The 15,558-nt window shown below is 35.3% G+C and carries 15 protein-coding genes and 1 riboswitch; of the genes, 6 read left to right on the top strand and 9 right to left on the bottom strand.

The features are described from left to right. Positions 1–475 precede the first annotated feature (475 nt). On the bottom strand, positions 476–1,924 hold the full coding sequence (locus CEY12_RS13190; protein WP_089028126.1) for a hypothetical protein: 1,449 nt from the start codon (positions 1,922–1,924) through the stop codon (positions 476–478). Positions 1,925–2,535: 611 nt separating this feature from the next. On the opposite strand from CEY12_RS13190, the gene CEY12_RS22285 reads away from it, so the two are divergent. Beyond that, a complete protein-coding gene (locus tag CEY12_RS22285; RefSeq protein ID WP_157676817.1) occupies positions 2,536–3,018 on the top strand; it encodes a helix-turn-helix domain-containing protein in 483 nt (160 codons plus the stop codon). A gap of 455 nt (positions 3,019–3,473) precedes the next feature. Here CEY12_RS22285 and CEY12_RS13180 read toward each other — a convergent pair whose 3' ends face one another. The 8 genes from CEY12_RS13180 to CEY12_RS13145 all read right to left on the bottom strand — a co-directional run bounded on the left by CEY12_RS13180 (position 3,474) and on the right by CEY12_RS13145 (position 12,366). Next, positions 3,474–4,202 carry a sulfite exporter TauE/SafE family protein gene (locus tag CEY12_RS13180; protein ID WP_089028124.1) on the bottom strand — a complete coding sequence of 243 codons (729 nt, stop codon included), beginning with the start codon at positions 4,200–4,202 and terminating at the stop codon, positions 3,474–3,476. Beyond that, entirely contained in the window at positions 4,193–4,645 is a 453-nt protein-coding gene (locus tag CEY12_RS13175; protein ID WP_089028123.1) for a FixH family protein, read from the bottom strand. The genes CEY12_RS13180 and CEY12_RS13175 overlap by 10 nt, the downstream gene beginning before the upstream one ends. Positions 4,646–4,733: 88 nt before the next feature. Beyond that, positions 4,734–6,188, bottom strand: coding sequence for a cytochrome c oxidase accessory protein CcoG (gene ccoG / locus CEY12_RS13170; protein WP_089028122.1), 1,455 nt, complete (start codon positions 6,186–6,188; stop codon positions 4,734–4,736). 93 nt (positions 6,189–6,281) lie between these two features. After that, a complete protein-coding gene (locus tag CEY12_RS13165; protein ID WP_089028121.1) occupies positions 6,282–7,163 on the bottom strand; it encodes a cbb3-type cytochrome c oxidase N-terminal domain-containing protein in 882 nt (293 codons plus the stop codon). A gap of 9 nt (positions 7,164–7,172) precedes the next feature. Then, entirely contained in the window at positions 7,173–7,370 is a 198-nt protein-coding gene (locus CEY12_RS13160; protein WP_089028120.1) for a cbb3-type cytochrome oxidase subunit 3, read from the bottom strand. A 16-nt stretch (positions 7,371–7,386) separates the two neighbouring features. Next, on the bottom strand, positions 7,387–9,648 hold the full coding sequence (gene ccoN, locus CEY12_RS13155) for a cytochrome-c oxidase, cbb3-type subunit I (protein WP_089028119.1): 2,262 nt from the start codon (positions 9,646–9,648) through the stop codon (positions 7,387–7,389). A 5-nt stretch (positions 9,649–9,653) separates the two neighbouring features. Then, positions 9,654–9,878: a cbb3-type cytochrome oxidase assembly protein CcoS gene (gene ccoS / locus CEY12_RS13150; protein WP_089028118.1), complete on the bottom strand. Its 225-nt coding sequence runs from the start codon at positions 9,876–9,878 to the stop codon at positions 9,654–9,656. A gap of 109 nt (positions 9,879–9,987) precedes the next feature. Next, positions 9,988–12,366 (bottom strand): heavy metal translocating P-type ATPase, encoded by a 2,379-nt coding sequence (locus CEY12_RS13145; protein WP_089029875.1) that lies wholly within the window; start codon positions 12,364–12,366, stop codon positions 9,988–9,990. Between the two features lie 90 nt (positions 12,367–12,456). On the opposite strand from CEY12_RS13145, the gene CEY12_RS13140 reads away from it, so the two are divergent. From CEY12_RS13140 to thiS, 5 genes are all read left to right on the top strand, one after another. Beyond that, positions 12,457–13,170: a Crp/Fnr family transcriptional regulator gene (locus tag CEY12_RS13140; protein ID WP_089028117.1), complete on the top strand. Its 714-nt coding sequence runs from the start codon at positions 12,457–12,459 to the stop codon at positions 13,168–13,170. Positions 13,171–13,230: 60 nt separating this feature from the next. Continuing rightward, positions 13,231–14,046: a 3-methyl-2-oxobutanoate hydroxymethyltransferase gene (gene panB, locus CEY12_RS13135; RefSeq protein ID WP_089028116.1), complete on the top strand. Its 816-nt coding sequence runs from the start codon at positions 13,231–13,233 to the stop codon at positions 14,044–14,046. Continuing rightward, positions 14,046–14,369 carry a hypothetical protein gene (locus tag CEY12_RS13130; protein WP_089028115.1) on the top strand — a complete coding sequence of 108 codons (324 nt, stop codon included), beginning with the start codon at positions 14,046–14,048 and terminating at the stop codon, positions 14,367–14,369. Before panB ends, CEY12_RS13130 begins: the two co-directional genes overlap by 1 nt. 6 nt (positions 14,370–14,375) lie before the next feature. Then, positions 14,376–15,056 carry an RluA family pseudouridine synthase gene (locus CEY12_RS13125; protein ID WP_089028114.1) on the top strand — a complete coding sequence of 227 codons (681 nt, stop codon included), beginning with the start codon at positions 14,376–14,378 and terminating at the stop codon, positions 15,054–15,056. A 114-nt stretch (positions 15,057–15,170) separates the two neighbouring features. After that, positions 15,171–15,268: riboswitch (TPP riboswitch) on the top strand. Positions 15,269–15,332: 64 nt separating this feature from the next. Next, on the top strand, positions 15,333–15,539 hold the full coding sequence (thiS, locus tag CEY12_RS13120) for a sulfur carrier protein ThiS (RefSeq protein ID WP_089028113.1): 207 nt from the start codon (positions 15,333–15,335) through the stop codon (positions 15,537–15,539). The last annotated feature ends 19 nt before the right edge of the window (positions 15,540–15,558 follow it).

The following is a 15,558-nucleotide window of genomic DNA, read 5'->3' as shown; positions in this document are numbered from 1 at the left end:
GAGGTTTTAGATCTAAGGGCTTTTTCGATATTTTTAAGGTTGAAATTTTCCGTATTATAGTTAATGTTCTACCATCCCAATCATTGTTTATATTTTGTTTTATCAATACCTTTCTCCTTTTGGTAAACCTTCCAATGAATTAAGATCTGATTTTGTAAAGTAGCTTAATGTAAAAAAAGCCAGAAAACTCATATGCTGTTCTGGAAGAAATGGTGGACATATCAAAGAAATCCTTACCGATCTTGAGCTGCTATACAGAATTGTAAGACATTGTGGTGGAGATACAGGATTTGCAGCAACGATGACCTATGATTTTGAAGTTAGTGATCCGGATATCCAAAAGTATAGCCTACTTTAAGCTTTTGAATATTATAGAGGGTACAACAAATCAGGTTATCTCGTAAAATAAAAGCTCCCGATTTAATTGTTTAAATCGGGAGTTTTCATTTTGCTTTATCTTAGAATAATCATTTTTTTAATTGACAGGTAGTCCTAAATTTTTTCGTGTAATATAATGAAACATATTACAAGTAAACTTTTGTCTGTCATTGGATGTGCAGCTGGTATTTAAATACGGTTGTGCACCAAAAACAGCTGTGTCCCTTTGCCAGTAGGCATCTGTATCTCCAAATACCCAAACTTTTCCATTGTAATTGTTATCTTTAAAAATTATCGGTGCTCCCACTGCACCTGCTGTGCTGGACGAAATAATATGCGAAACGATTGAAGCATTGGTAGGTGGAACCAGGCTATTACCCCAATATTTTGAAGATAGGACACCACTGGAAGTTACATTCCCGTATTTTGTAGGAAATATGTCTCCTTGTTCTACTAGCTTAGTTCCATCTATACTGTATGATGGGAGGTATGCGTTTACTTTACCATAACTATCAGTCGAGAAAAATGTATAACTATTCCAGTTTCCTTCATCGGCAGAGGTCAGATATATTTTTCCTTTTCTTACATAATAGTCATTGATTAGACTATTAATTTGGCTGGTAAATGTAGGGCTTGAAATATTGTAGCCTGTATATATTAAAACGACTTCGCGTCTCTTTCTATCCGAAGCAGTGTTCTCAAATATCTTTCTCAGACCTTCTATTGAATTATTGTTAGGAATCAATCCCAGAAACTCTACCGGTTTTGTTAATCCGGATAAAACAGTGCGTAACAATTCGGTAGTGACACCGGGTCCATTAGGAAGGCCACTTCCAAATCCACCGTTATTTGCTTCCGTGCCTATAATAGGGATCCCATTGGGAAGTTCTCTGGCGGAGCTTCCTATTTGAATAACAGTATATGTATCAAAGTTATTGGTATCAGAATCAATATTTATACTGAACGTACACGTTTTATCACCAAGGTTTATAGTAAAGTAAGCCATCCCGGTTGTAGTAGGAACCCCACTTATGTCAAAAATAATCGTTCCGCTTCCGTTTGCTAATGTTCCCGCAGGGGCCGTAGCAATAAGACCTGTTACTCCTGTAGAAGCTATACTCATGCTTGAATATGAACCTCCATTTCCTCCTTCATACATGATTTCTTTTGTTCCGGTACTTGGCTGATTGGCAGAGAATAGTCCAGTCTGAGTTCCTGAGCAATTTAAGCGAGTCACCAGAGTCTCCCTGGTCGTATCACTACCACACCAATTTACCCATTGGGTTCCATTGTAATATTCCAGACATTTAGTTGTGGTATTAAATATAATGATTCCGTTGGCTGATTGTGTTGGAGATGGATCCATTGCATCTCTTTGTGAAGTTGTTAAACGTGGTACCTGTAGCCCTTTGCTTTCAGAAAATATTTCTAATTGGGCATTGGGATGTGGGGACGTTGTATTTATGCCTACCTGTGCATAACAGGAAATACTAAATACAAAGAGTACAAGGGTAAAAATGGTTCTTTGATAATAATTTTTTTTCATTTTATATAATTTTAGTTGTGTTTTTAAATTAATTAATTTGATATGCTGGAAAGCTATTCGTAAAAGCATATACTTTATAACATATATCCATTTTAGGGCTTAATTTTAGAATTTTTATTTTAGTGGCAGAATGATGAATTATGAAAAATTATAAGACTAAAGTACAGTTTGTATTGAAGGAATATATTCAATTTTTTTTGTGCTCTGTTACTGCAATTCAAGTTGTATTTGCCGCGTTATTTTTATATCAAAATAATTACCTATTTGCCGGTGTAAATGGATTATGGGCTGGTATTACTTTATTTATCTTTATTTATACCTATAACATACCTTTTAGGCAGATTAAACCATTTGTTAATCTTTATTTCTTACTTCTTTCCGTTCATATCTACATGTTTATCTTTATTTGTTGGAAACAAAGCTTCATTTCTTTTGCCTGGCTTCTTCTCATCCCTATTGGGCTTTTGCATATTTTCAGTTTTAGAACCATTATTTATTGGAGTCTTTACATATTATCGCTCATAATTTTAACGTTAGTCGTTCCTGATACTTTTAGACTGCGTGAAAAATATTTAATCTCTGCCCATTATATTTTGATTGTTAACATTTTGATGACCCTTTCTGTGTTCTATCTTTCTTCTATGATTCTGTATTTTAGCAATAAAATTTCTGTTCTACGTCTTGCAAGTATTCCTCTTACTAAAGTAAATAGTCAGAGTGAGATCAATGATTCTTCTGGAAAAAAAGAAAAATATGTAGAGCTCTACCGTCAGGTCGTTTTGTGTTTTGAGAATGAGAAACCCTTTCTATCTGCGGATTTCAGTATTTCACAGCTGGCTGCTTCTCTGAATACTAATTCAACCTATATTTCTAAGACGATTAATACATTCACAAAAATGAATTTTAATACTTTTGTTAACACCTACCGTATTCAAAGAGCTAAAGAATTACTTGATAATAATGAACTCAATAAGTATACTTTAGTTCATATTTATACTTTGTCAGGTTTCAAACATCAGTCTACATTCAATAAGGCTTTTAAGCAGATTGAAGGGATTCCTCCAACTCAATATTTGCAGCAGACTCAATCCTAACTTATAGACATATATAGAGCAATGAGTAACCTAAAATAATGCTTTAATTCAACAAATTTATGGCTAATCAGGAGATTGGTACTAATAATAATTTTTTGATATAAACATTATCCTTTAAAATGCCTTGATAGAATCATATGTGTTGGTAATCAATATGTTGAATGTTAATTTGTTACAGTTAAATATAGGATTTCACTGTTTCAGCTTTAATGATTACACTTTTTATTTGTGATTAATGATACAATTTTCGGAGAATGCAGGTAGACTTTCTTTTTTTCAGACTTATAGTAACGAAGTATGTCAAAGATGAAATCTATGGTTGATATAACAAAAATGAAGAAGTGTAGACTACTTCTTCATTTTATATCGTTATAAATAGCTTTTATAAATAGGACCTTTTCAGATCTGATTATTATAAGTGAGCAGTAGATAATAAGATTAGTTTATTTAATATATCAATGACAATTTACGGCGTCATGGTTATGATCTTTAGAAATAGTCATTGCTTCAGCTTTTGGAGAAAGATAGGGAATACCCAACTCCATCCCCCTTACAATGAATAATCCCCCTAAAATGATCATAATAACCGGAATCGCTTTTAATACCTTCATTCTGAAAGCCTGATTCATCAGGTTTCCGACAAGAACAACAGCAAACATAAACGGAAGGGTTCCAAATCCAAATAAAGCCATATATAAAGCTCCCTGCCATATCCCTCCGCTTGCTAAACTCGCTGTAAGTGCCATATAAACCATCCCGCAAGGTAAAAATCCGTTGAGAATACCTGTTGTAAATCTTGAACGGTAGTCAGCCTTTTGAAGAAGCCTTCCCAAATTCGATTTTACAGAAAATAAAAATCTTGAAAAGAAAGGTATTTTTGAAGCAAAATCTTTTCCTCCGAAAGAAAAAACGGCCATTACAATCAAGAGAATTCCAACGGCAATGGTTAAGTATTGTTGGAATCCAGCCATTTCAAATCCCTGGCCAATAATCCCTAAAATACCACCCAGAAGGGAATATGTAAATATTCTTCCAAACTGATAGGTAAGATTCTGAAGGTAAAAATTAGTAGCCTGCTTTTTTGTCAATCCCATCGACAGTGCTATAGGACCACACATTCCGATGCAATGAAAGCCGGAAGCGAAGCCTAATCCTATTGCCGATAAAATAAGTGCTATTTCCATATCACGTCATAATCCATTCTGTAGTTGACCTTATCTTTAGTCCACATCAATCGTAAAGTATAACCACCAATTTTTAATACTTTGGAGGGTATTACAAATGATTGATTTGCATCCAGCTGTTCAGATCTTTTAATATCTAAATTCTGATCATCAGTTCTGTTTAAAACAAACTTCACAGTTGTATTAGAATTGTTATATTCTTTTGGGAATACTATTTTTATTCCGTTTGTATCCTGAGTGTAAACAGGTTTTTCCTGTAATTCATCTGCTCTTTTCTTTGCATCGATTACATCCTGGTACTGTAGTTCTTCTTCATAGTAATTATCAGTTACCATTTCTGAGTTCTTTTGTCCATTCGGGAAAAGAAATAACATTGATAAAATAAAGATAATAAATGATGCTAACGCAATTACAACACCGTGTCCCCAACTAAAGTTTTTCATTTCTTCCGGTTTTTTCTTTTATAAATATTACAACCTGAGTGATCTTAATTATTATCAGATAAATCTAGAATCACAGAGGTTTCTAAAATTAAAAATCTAATTTAAATGGTCCCTCGAAGTAGGTTTTATAAGAGTCGACCAATTTCCCTTTCATATCATAAACGCCTATCGTAATATTTTGTTTTGATAGCTTCATTGCATCTTCAGGGAAACTTATATTAATTGTTCCTTTTGATATTTTATCGCGCTCTACTGTGATCTTACTGGATGCACTGTAGATAACCTCACCTTTTGCCGGTTCCATTACCTTGATCGTGACAATTTTCTTATCATTTGTCTTGTTCAGGAAGGTATAATTATAGGTGTTTGTGATTTTACCATCTCTTACAAAAAATGTACTTCCTGCAGGTTTGATGAATTTAGCTTCCATTTCTCCACGATTGTAAAGAAGGTAACCAAGGAATCCAACAAGAAAGACAAGAACTACTGCGAAGCCTTTCATTCTTCCGGTAAACTTAAATTCTGTTTGATTCTCAATTTCATTCTCAGAGGCATACCGAATCAATCCTTTTGGAAGACCCACTTTTTCCATTACTTCGTCACAGGCATCAATACATGCCGTACAATTCACACACTCAAGTTGTTGTCCATCTCTGATGTCAATTCCAGTAGGACAAACGACAACACATTGATGACAGTCTATACAATCTCCTTTTCCTGCAGCTTTTCTGTCTTCACCTTTTCTCCATTTCGACCGGTTTTCTCCACGTTTAAAGTCATAGAAAACGTTGATGGTATCTTTATCAATTAAAACACCCTGAAGCCTTCCATATGGACAAACCAATGTACATACCTGTTCTCTGAACCATGCAAATACAAAGTAAAATGCAGCGGTTAAAAGAATCATTACTATAAAGTTTGTGGGATGGGCAAACGGACCTTCAGAAACAATTCTGAATACTTCCTGATATCCAACAATGTACATGAACATAAAGTGGGTGATGATCAGAGATATGATTATATAAACGGTCCACTTTAAGCTTCTTTTCCATATTTTTTCAGTGTTCCAAGGCTGTCTGTCCAGCTTCATTTGCCTGTTTCGGTCACCTTCAATAATAAATTCTATTTTACGAAATATCGATTCCATAAAAATTGTCTGAGGACATATCCACCCGCAGAAAATTCTTCCGAATGCAATCGTAAAAATAATAATGAATATTAAAGATGCTATAGCTCCTAAAGTCAGAATAAAAAAGTCTTGAGGATAAAAAGGCTGTCCAAATATGAAAAATTGTCTATCGATTACATTAAACAAAAGAAAGGGGTTTCCATTGATCTTTAAAAATGGAACCGCAAAATATATGAGTAGTAAAATATAACTTACAATATTTCTATAGTTGGTGTATTTACCTTTAGGTTTTCTTGGGAACACCCATCTTCTTTTTCCGGATTGTTCCATCGTCCCTATAGAATCTCTATAAGTCTCAGGGTCCAGAACCTGTCCCTGTCCGCCGCGTACTTCTATTTCTTCTATGTCTGACATTTTGTAATATGTTTAAAAAAAGAAAAGCATAATTGGTTACTATTTTTTTTAATAACAAATTATGCTTTTCATATGTTTTAATTTTTTTTGAAATTATTCTTTTTCCCAATGAGCTTCTGTTCCCTGAGGAGCAGCTCCACCTTGAGCGGTTGTAATTGGAGGTTGTTCCTGATTGATGTGATATACAAAAGCTGCAATTTTTTCAATCTCTGCACCGGAAACTTCTCCATTCTTACCAAATGGTCTCATAGCAGGGTTCGTTGGAGAACCATTCCAGTCCATATGGAAAACGTTTTTAAATAATGTTTTCTCAGGCTGGTTGATCCAATAGTTATCTGTTAAGTTCGGGCCAATTCCTCCTCTTCCGTCTTCACCATGGCAAGATGCACAGTTGGTTTTGAAAAGCTCCTTACCGTCTGCAATATTATCCGCTGAATATTTTGCGGTTTCTATTGTTACAGGAGGTTGGCTTTTTTCATACTCTGCAATACTTGCAATTTGCTCTTTATATTCTTTTTCATATTCGCTTAATGGGTGAGCGAAATCTGTGAAAGAGTATGCGCATATATATACAATACAAAAAGCAGTCCCAAAATAGAATAAACCTACCCACCATTTTGGTAACTGGTTATCTAATTCCATAATACCATCGAAACCGTGGTCAATAAGAATATCTTTCTCTTCTGTAACAGATTGCTTTTTGAATGCACTGTCATACATTCTTCTTAAGAAAGGAATCTTTTTCTCAGCCAAGTAAGCCGCTTTTTCTTCAGGAGATAATTTCTTGAATTTATTATTCTCAATTAAGTCTCCAATGGAGCTATGAATATAAGCCAGAATAGCACTTATCACAACAGTTCCCCAGAAGTATGGTGAAGCTAAAAACGAGTAGCTTTGTACAAATAAATAATAAAAAACTATTAAAAGTCCAATTATTATCAAGATGTTTATAACAACCGGTGTTCTTTGTTTCATAATAAATTTTTAATTTTTTAAATTAAAGTCATCTTCATCATCCTGCAGAGGTGCCTCTTCTTCTTCTTTATAATATTTTTTAGGCCTGCTAAAAACATATATTACTAAAGCGACGAAGAACAGCATAAAGAAAATCAGAGCCAGCGTCTGGTAAAAACCAGCGTTTTCTGTATTGGATAATATATCTTTAAAGTTCTGAGGAATCATTGAGCCTTAATGTTTTTTAGTTATTACTTGCTGTTTTTATTTCTGTTGTTTTAATATCAGTACCCAATCTTTGTAAGTAAGAGATAAGAGCTACAACCTCTTTTTTCTCTAATTCACCTTTAGGTTTCTTAGCATAGGCTACTTTTAAGTCATTTGCTTCAGAGAAGATATCTTTTACAATTTTCGCTGCCTGATTGTCTGCCCACTTATTAGCAGAATCTATCTGAGGTTTTGTATAAGGAACATCGAAAGTATTTTTCATAAGTTCCATTTTAGCAACCATTTTAGATCTGTCCAAATTCGTAGCAATTAACCAAGGGTAACGAGGCATAATAGAACCTGCTGAAGTTGATCTTGGGTTATACATATGCTTATAGTGCCAAGAACTTGGGTTTTTACCTCCTTCTCTATGTAAATCCGGTCCTGTTCTCTTAGATCCCCATAAGAATGGTCTGTCATATACGAACTCTCCCGCTTTTGAATACTGTCCGTTTTTACCGTTAAATCTTACGATCTCATCTCTGAATGGCCTTACCATCTGAGAGTGACAAGCGTTACAACCTTCACGGATATAAATATCTCTACCTTCTAATTCTAGCGGCGAATAAGGCTTCACTGCTGAAATGGTAGGTACACTTTTCTTAAGAGATAAAGTAGGAATAATCTCAACTGAACTACCAATAGAAATGGTTAAGAAAGATAAAATCCCTAATAATATTGGAGTTCTTTCCAACCAAAGGTGAGTTCCTTCTCCTTCTTTTCTGTTTTTAGTAATATTAGCTAAAGCAGGTGCTTCTGCCGGAACTTCTTTTTGGAATGATCCTTTTCTTACCGTTGCAACAACGTTTACAATCATTAAGATTGCTCCTGAGATATAGAATAGACCTCCTACAAATCTCATTTTAAAGTAAGGAATAATTGCAGTTACAGTATCTAACCAGTTTTTCCACAATAGTGTTCCATCCGGGTTGAATTGTTTCCACATCAATCCTTGAGTAAATCCTGAAATATACATTGGTACTGCATAGAAAATAATTCCTAAAGTTCCTAACCAGAAATGCCAGTTAGCTAATTTTACAGACCATATTTTTGTTCTCCACAAGATAGGGACCAAATAATAGATTACCCCGAATGCCATGAAACCATTCCATCCAAGTGCACCTAAATGTACGTGACCAATTACCCAGTCCGTAAAGTGTCCAATTTTGTTGATGTTTTTTGTCGCTAAAAGAGGCCCTTCAAAAGTTGCCATACCATAACAGGTAACAGCCACTACGAAGAATTTAAGAATAGGATTTTCTCTTACTTTGTCCCATGCTCCTCTTAAGGTAAGAAGACCATTAAGCATACCACCCCAAGATGGTGCGATAAGCATGATAGAGAAACCTGTTCCTACAGCCTGAGCCCAAGCTGGAAGTGCTGTATACTGAAGGTGGTGAGGACCAGCCCAGATGTATACGAAAATTAATGACCAGAAGTGAATGATAGACAGTTTATATGAGAAAACTGGTCTGTCTGCAGCTTTTGGTAAGAAATAATACATTAAACCTAAAACCGGAGTTGTCAATACGAATGCTACTGCATTGTGACCATACCACCATTGTACGATAGCATCTTTTACTCCAGCATATGCTGAATATGATTTCCATCCTGTAAAAGATAATGGAACTTCTAAGTTGTTAAAAATGTGAAGCATTGCTACTGCGATCCAAGTACCGATATAGAACCAGATAGCTACATAAAGGTGTCTTACTCTTCTCTTAGCAATAGTTAAGAACATGTTGATACCGAAAATGATCCACGAGAAAGCAATTAAAATATCGATTGGCCATTCATGCTCAGCGTATTCTTTAGAAGTATTGATCCCCATAAAGAACGTAATGAACGTAGCAACAATCATAAACTGCCAAGTCCAGAAATGTAACCAAGATAATGTATCACTGTACATTCTTGTCTTTAATAATCTTTGTAAAGAGTAGTAAATACCGGTATAAACGATATTACATACGAATGCAAAGATTACGGTGTTGGTGTGCAACATTCTGATTCTACCAAAACCAAATGCACCATGGGTATTAATTAGTCCCTGAATATTACCACTCTTTAAACTCTGAATGGTGGTGTCATCAGTACCAAATAAAAATTCTGGCAATTCGGGATAGAAAAGCATTAAGGCTGCTGTAAGCCCGAACGTAAACCCTATAAGCCCAAAAACTATGGTCGCATAAAGAAATGCCCGAACAATACTGTTGTCATAACTAAACTTTTGTGTCTCCATATCAACTATTCACTTTTTTCTTCAATTTTATTATTTTCTCCTTTTTCTTTCTCGTTTGTTTTGTTGCCGTCTTTTTCTTTCTCCTTTATTTCACCAGAGTCAAAAAGAATTCGAACAGCAGGGGACTCATCATCCTCAAACTGTCCTTTTCGGGCGTTTACTATAAAAACGACCAAGAAAATTGCAGCCAAAGAAACACTGCATAGGATCATTAAATATAGAATATCCATCAGACAACAAAATTAACCTATTTTCGGGGTTCAAATTTAGTGAAAAATAATGACATTCATCACGAAATAGCGATTCTCGCTAATTTAAAATCAGTCTAAATAAGGGCTTCTACGCCTCTTTGGTAAAGTATTTCCGACCCAGGATCCAGGTTGAAATTGTAGTAAAAGCAACTACAGTGATTGAACTTATTGGCATGATTATCGCTGCGAAGAGCGGGTGCATATGCCCTGTAACAGCGTAACTTAAACCTACTATATTGTACAGAAAGCTGATTATGAATGTCATTTTCACAATTGTTATCGAACCTTTGCAGACGTTCAGGTATCTGTCTAAAGTAACGACTTTGTCACCATTCATAATAACATCGGAAGAAGGGGTGAAGCTATTGGTGTCATCAGCGATTGCGATACCCACATTACTTTGCTTTAATGCTCCGGCGTCATTTAAACCATCTCCAAGCATGGCTACTCTGTGATTTTGATCCTGTAGCTGTTTAATGTAATTAAGTTTATCTTCAGGGCTTTGGTTGAAAGCCATTGCCTTACAATTTGGAATGATGTCTTTTAATTGACCTTCTTCAGAAGAGTTGTCTCCGCTTAAGATAAAGATTTTATAGTTGGTAAGGGATTTAAATAAATTTTTAAGATGGCCTCTGTATTCATTCTTGAAAATGAATTTACCTAAAAACGCGCCATTTTTGCTTATATAAACCGCTGTTTCAAGATTTTTAGACTCCTGGTCATTATATTTAGCAGACCCGATTTTATAGTTACTTCCTCGTACATTGGCTTCATAACCCTTTCCTGAAATCTCCTGGAAGTTGTCAACGGGAAAATAATCATCATTTACATCAATGAACTCATACAATGATTTTGAAAGAGGATGATTTGAGTTTTTTAGTAATGTTTTAATGTTCAGTAAATCAAACTCAGATATTTGTGAGCCGTCGTATTTGATATTGGTTTTCTTTCTGTGGGTAATAGTTCCTGTTTTGTCAAATACGAGTGTGTCAATTTTTGCAATTTTTTCAATGGTCAAAGTATCCTTTACATAGAATTTATTTCTACCAAGGATTCTCATAATGTGCCCAAACGTAAATGGAGCAGAAAGTGCGAGTGCGCAAGGACAAGCAATTATCAATATCGCTGAAACGACCTGGAACATTTTTTCAAGATCAATGAATGACCAATAAATTCCTGATACCAAAGCGATTCCCAATATAATAAAGGTGAAGTATTTACTTATATTGTTAGTAAGGGTGTCCAGCCCGGTTTCGTATTTCTTGAATGCTTCTTTATTCCAGAGTTGGGTAAGGTAGCTCTGGTCAACATCTTTTATAACTTCAAGCTCAAGAGATGATCCGATTTGTTTTCCGCCCGCAAAAATCTTGTCTCCCGGCTGTTTGCTGATGCTTTCGCTTTCTCCGGTAATAAAACTATTGTCAATATTTCCCTCTCCATTGATCAGAATGGCGTCTACTGGGATGATTTCCTGATTTCTAACAAGAATTCGGTCTCCTACTTTAATTTCAGAAAGTAAAATATTATCCTGTTTTCCATTAAAGTCAACTTTAGTTACAGCGATAGGATAAAATGATTTATAATCACGATCGTAAGATAGTGCACTGTACGTTCTTTTCTGAAAGGTTTTTCCTAAAAGCATAAAGAATAAAAGTCCGCACAGAGTATCGAAATAACCAGGCCCATAATTCGTAAGTACTTCGTAGGCACTTCGTCCGAAAAGGACAAAAATTCCTAGAACGATCGGAACGTCGATATTAACAATTTTATTTTTTAAACCGTACCATGCTGATTTGTAATAATCTGAAGCAGAATAAAAAACTACAGGAACGGCAAGCAAAAACATCAATGTTCTGAAAAGACCTTTGTAATGCTGCATCCAATAATCCTCGCCTCCAATGTATTCCGGGAAGGCCAGGAACATTCCGTTACCGAATGCAAACCCGGCGATAGCAAGCTTGACAAGAAGTGATTTGTCAAGATGGTCAACATTCTTTTCCGCTGTTTCCAAACTGATAACCGGTTTGTATCCAAGATTGGTTAGGAATTTAGCTAGTTCGCTTAATTTTAGATCGTTATGGTTGAATGAAACTTGTAAGGTCTTTCTTGTAAAATTAACCTGAGAATATTTAATCCCACTATTTAAGGTATGAAGGCTTTCCAATAGCCAGATGCATGAAGAACAGTGTATTACAGGAACTTTGAAGGTGACTAAACTGGTGTTTCCTTCCGAGAAATCAGTGACTTTTTCAAAGATTTCCGGAGTGTCTAAATAATCGAACTGAGAAGAGTTTTCATCACTCGGACGAATCCCTGCTCTTTTATTTAATTCGTAAAAATTACTTAGATTGTTGGTATTCAGAATTTCGTAAACCGATCTGCAACCATTGCAACAAAAAGTTTTTTCGTCAAAAAGAATTCTTTCTTTTTCTATGCCTTGACCACAATGAAAACAGTTCTCGTTCACCTCCATAAATTATTGAGGTACAAAATTATAACAATTTTTTTTGTTTATCGATTTAAAATGTTCTATTTTTGTGATAAATGTCATATTAAAATGTCGCAGGAACAACAGATTGCAATTGAAGAGAGGTTCGCCAGAGTTTTTAATGATAAATCTTTTAAGGAAAGACTTTCAAGCGCAGATTTTGAAAAATACATTAGCACAAAGAAGAAATTAAATTTTCAAAAACACGATACTATTTTTGAAGATGGTGAAACTCCAAAAGGAGTGTACTTTTTAGAAAATGGAGCAGCTAAACTTTCGAAATCAGGAGCTTTTGGAAAAGATCAGATCTTAAGATTTATTAAAGAAGGCGATATCATTGGTTACCGATCTTTACTTTGTGGAGAAAATTTTCAGGCTAAGGCTGAAGCAATGACTGATATTGAATGTACTTTTCTACCTGCTGATGTTTTCATGTATCTTTTAGAGGTAGATTCTCAATTATCTTTCGTAATGCTTCAGAAGATTGCTTATGAATTGGGAGAGTCTTCAAATACGATTACCTTCCTTGCCCAAAAAACAGTAAGAGAAAGATTAGCTGAAATTTTATTGCTCCTGGAGCAGAAATTAGGGGTTGATCCGGAAGGTTTTATCAAAATTTCTCTGACCAGAGAAGAAATTGCCAATATTATTGGTACAGCAACAGAGAGTGCTATTCGTTTGATCTCTGAATTCAAACAGGATGATCTCATAGAGGTGGACGGTAGAAATATCAAAATTCTCAATCACGACAAACTAATGAAACTAGGTCACGTAGTTTTATAAACCATACAAAATTTAAGTCGGCGCAAGCCGACTTTTTAACTTTTAAAAAATAGATACATTATGTCTGTTCATTCTGAAATTAAAAAAGTTACGACTGAAACCTTGCGTAAAATGAAATTCGACAAGGAAAAAATAACAATGCTTACAGCCTATGATTTTACAACGGCGAAGATGGTAGATGCGGGAGGTGTTGATGCTATTTTAATCGGAGATTCTGCTGCCAATGTGATGGCTGGTTTTGAAACTACTTTACCAATCACTTTGGATCAGATGATTTATCATGCTCAGAGTGTTGCCCGTGGAGTAGACAGAGCATTAGTAATTGCTGATTTACCATTTGGTAGTTATCAGAGTAATCCGGAAAAGGCATTGGAATCTGCTGTAAGAATGATGAAAGAGGGCGGAGCTCATGGTGTAAAAATTGAAGGAGGTAAAGAAATTTCAAAATCAATCAAGAAAATCGTTAATGCGGGAATTCCGGTAATGGGACATTTAGGATTAACACCACAATCTATCTATAAATTCGGGACTTACAAAGTAAGAGCAAAAGATGAAGCAGAGGCTGAAAAACTGATCAGTGATGCGCAGCTTTTAGAAGAACTTGGATGTTTTTCTGTTGTTTTAGAAAAAATTCCAGCCGATTTGGCTAAAAAAGTATCTGAAAGTATCTCTATTCCTACAATTGGGATTGGCGCAGGCCCTGACTGTGACGGCCAGGTTTTGGTTTACCATGATATGGTAGGAATGAATCAGGGATTCAGTCCAAAATTCCTAAGAAGATATCTTGATCTTTATACAGAAATTACAGGCGCGGTTGCACAGTATGTAAAAGATGTAAAAGATGTGAGTTTTCCAAATGATAAAGAAAGTTATTAATGAGAGATAATCAACAAACGATACAGGGGATTATTTCCGTTGTTGCTTTAATCTGCTTAGCAATAGGTTGGTTCAATTTCTTTTCACCAGAAGTTAATGATCTTCTTTCTAAAAGAGTATTCTATATCATCATAGGGATCAGTTTTGCTATTCAGGCGCCTTTTCTGTCGAACAGAAATTTTGTCTACCCAATGTATGCTGCTGCGGGTCTTTGTATTGTAGGGGCATTTTTGCCATTAGAATCAAGACTGGCAGGAATGAAAACACTTGGGCTTTTAGGAGGAATTATTCTTTCTTTATCCAATAGAAGACAGGTAAACTAAACTAAAATGGAGGAGCAGATTGCTTATGAAGACAACCATCTTTTGGTTGTAAATAAAAAAGTGGGTCAGCTTGTACAAGGTGACAAAACCGGTGATGAATCACTATTAGAATTAATTAAAAGCTTTATAAAAAAAAGAGATGCTAAACCGGGAAATGTTTTTCTCGGTTTGGTACATCGTATAGACCGTCCTACTTCCGGATTGGTCATTTATGCTAAAACCTCAAAAGCTCTTTCGCGTCTTACTCAAATGGTGAAGAACAGAGAGGTCGAAAAAACATATTGGGCAGTCGTTTCTAAGGAAATGATCCCGCATAATCAGAGATTGGTTCATTATCTGAAGAAAAACGAAAAGAATAATAAGGCTATCGTTTTTCCAAAGGTTACTGATGGAGCAAAAGAGGCGATTTTAACCTATAATGTTATTAAGACCCTTGATAATTATATGCTTCTTGAGATTGATCTGGAAACAGGAAGACATCATCAGATCCGTGCACAATTATCCAAAATTGGAGTTCCTATTAAGGGAGATTTAAAGTATGGTGCACCAAGGTCTAATCCCGACGGAGGAATAAATCTTCATGCAAGAATGCTGAAATTTATCCACCCTGTCACCAAAGAAGAGATTGAGATTGTAGCACCTGTTCCACAGAATGATGCGATCTGGAGAGCTTGTGAGGAAATGTAATATACATTGCTTTTCTTAAAAATAAAAAAGTCTGTTATTCTGGTGATAGCAGACTTTTTTATTTTAATAAAGGGGTTGAAGTTTTGCTCATTCTGAAAAAATAACTAACTTCGCTCCATACTTTAGGGGTGTCTGTGTACAAACAGACTGAGACTTTACCCTTTGAACCTGATCTGGATCATACCAGCGTAGGGAAAAGTGAGATGACTTTTTGTTGTACATTCTATTGTACAATTATAGCCATTCCTAAAGTGATTTGTTTAACAAAAACTTGGAATGGAACTTATAATCAACCACACCCGAAAAATTTTCAATGTCCCGCCGGAAAACCTGGAGGCATTAATGGCTTTGGAGGCTCCCGGCCGAAAAAAAGGAATTGCTGTTGCTCTAAACAATAGTATTATTCCTATTTCATCCTGGCAGAATACTTTACTTCAGGAAAACGACTCAATTTTAATTATCACTGCCACGCAGGGCGGTTAATCCTATATAACAATACCCA

This window comes from Chryseobacterium sp. T16E-39, assembly GCF_002216065.1.
Lineage (GTDB): Bacteria > Bacteroidota > Bacteroidia > Flavobacteriales > Weeksellaceae > Chryseobacterium.
Note: the sequence above shows the minus strand (reverse complement) of the source record. Positions and strands in the feature narration are given on the sequence as shown.

Coding starts and splice junctions, on each gene's coding strand:
- CEY12_RS13190 (WP_089028126.1), bottom strand. CDS start 1,924: ATGAAAAAAAATTATTATCAAAGAACCATTTTTACCCTTGTACTCTTT.
- CEY12_RS22285 (WP_157676817.1), top strand. CDS start 2,536: ATGACCCTTTCTGTGTTCTATCTTTCTTCTATGATTCTGTATTTTAGC.
- CEY12_RS13180 (WP_089028124.1), bottom strand. CDS start 4,202: ATGGAAATAGCACTTATTTTATCGGCAATAGGATTAGGCTTCGCTTCC.
- CEY12_RS13175 (WP_089028123.1), bottom strand. CDS start 4,645: ATGAAAAACTTTAGTTGGGGACACGGTGTTGTAATTGCGTTAGCATCA.
- ccoG (WP_089028122.1), bottom strand. CDS start 6,188: ATGTCAGACATAGAAGAAATAGAAGTACGCGGCGGACAGGGACAGGTT.
- CEY12_RS13165 (WP_089028121.1), bottom strand. CDS start 7,163: ATGAAACAAAGAACACCGGTTGTTATAAACATCTTGATAATAATTGGA.
- CEY12_RS13160 (WP_089028120.1), bottom strand. CDS start 7,370: ATGATTCCTCAGAACTTTAAAGATATATTATCCAATACAGAAAACGCT.
- ccoN (WP_089028119.1), bottom strand. CDS start 9,648: ATGGAGACACAAAAGTTTAGTTATGACAACAGTATTGTTCGGGCATTT.
- ccoS (WP_089028118.1), bottom strand. CDS start 9,878: ATGGATATTCTATATTTAATGATCCTATGCAGTGTTTCTTTGGCTGCA.
- CEY12_RS13140 (WP_089028117.1), top strand. CDS start 12,457: ATGTCGCAGGAACAACAGATTGCAATTGAAGAGAGGTTCGCCAGAGTT.
- panB (WP_089028116.1), top strand. CDS start 13,231: ATGTCTGTTCATTCTGAAATTAAAAAAGTTACGACTGAAACCTTGCGT.
- CEY12_RS13130 (WP_089028115.1), top strand. CDS start 14,046: ATGAGAGATAATCAACAAACGATACAGGGGATTATTTCCGTTGTTGCT.
- CEY12_RS13125 (WP_089028114.1), top strand. CDS start 14,376: ATGGAGGAGCAGATTGCTTATGAAGACAACCATCTTTTGGTTGTAAAT.
- thiS (WP_089028113.1), top strand. CDS start 15,333: ATGGAACTTATAATCAACCACACCCGAAAAATTTTCAATGTCCCGCCG.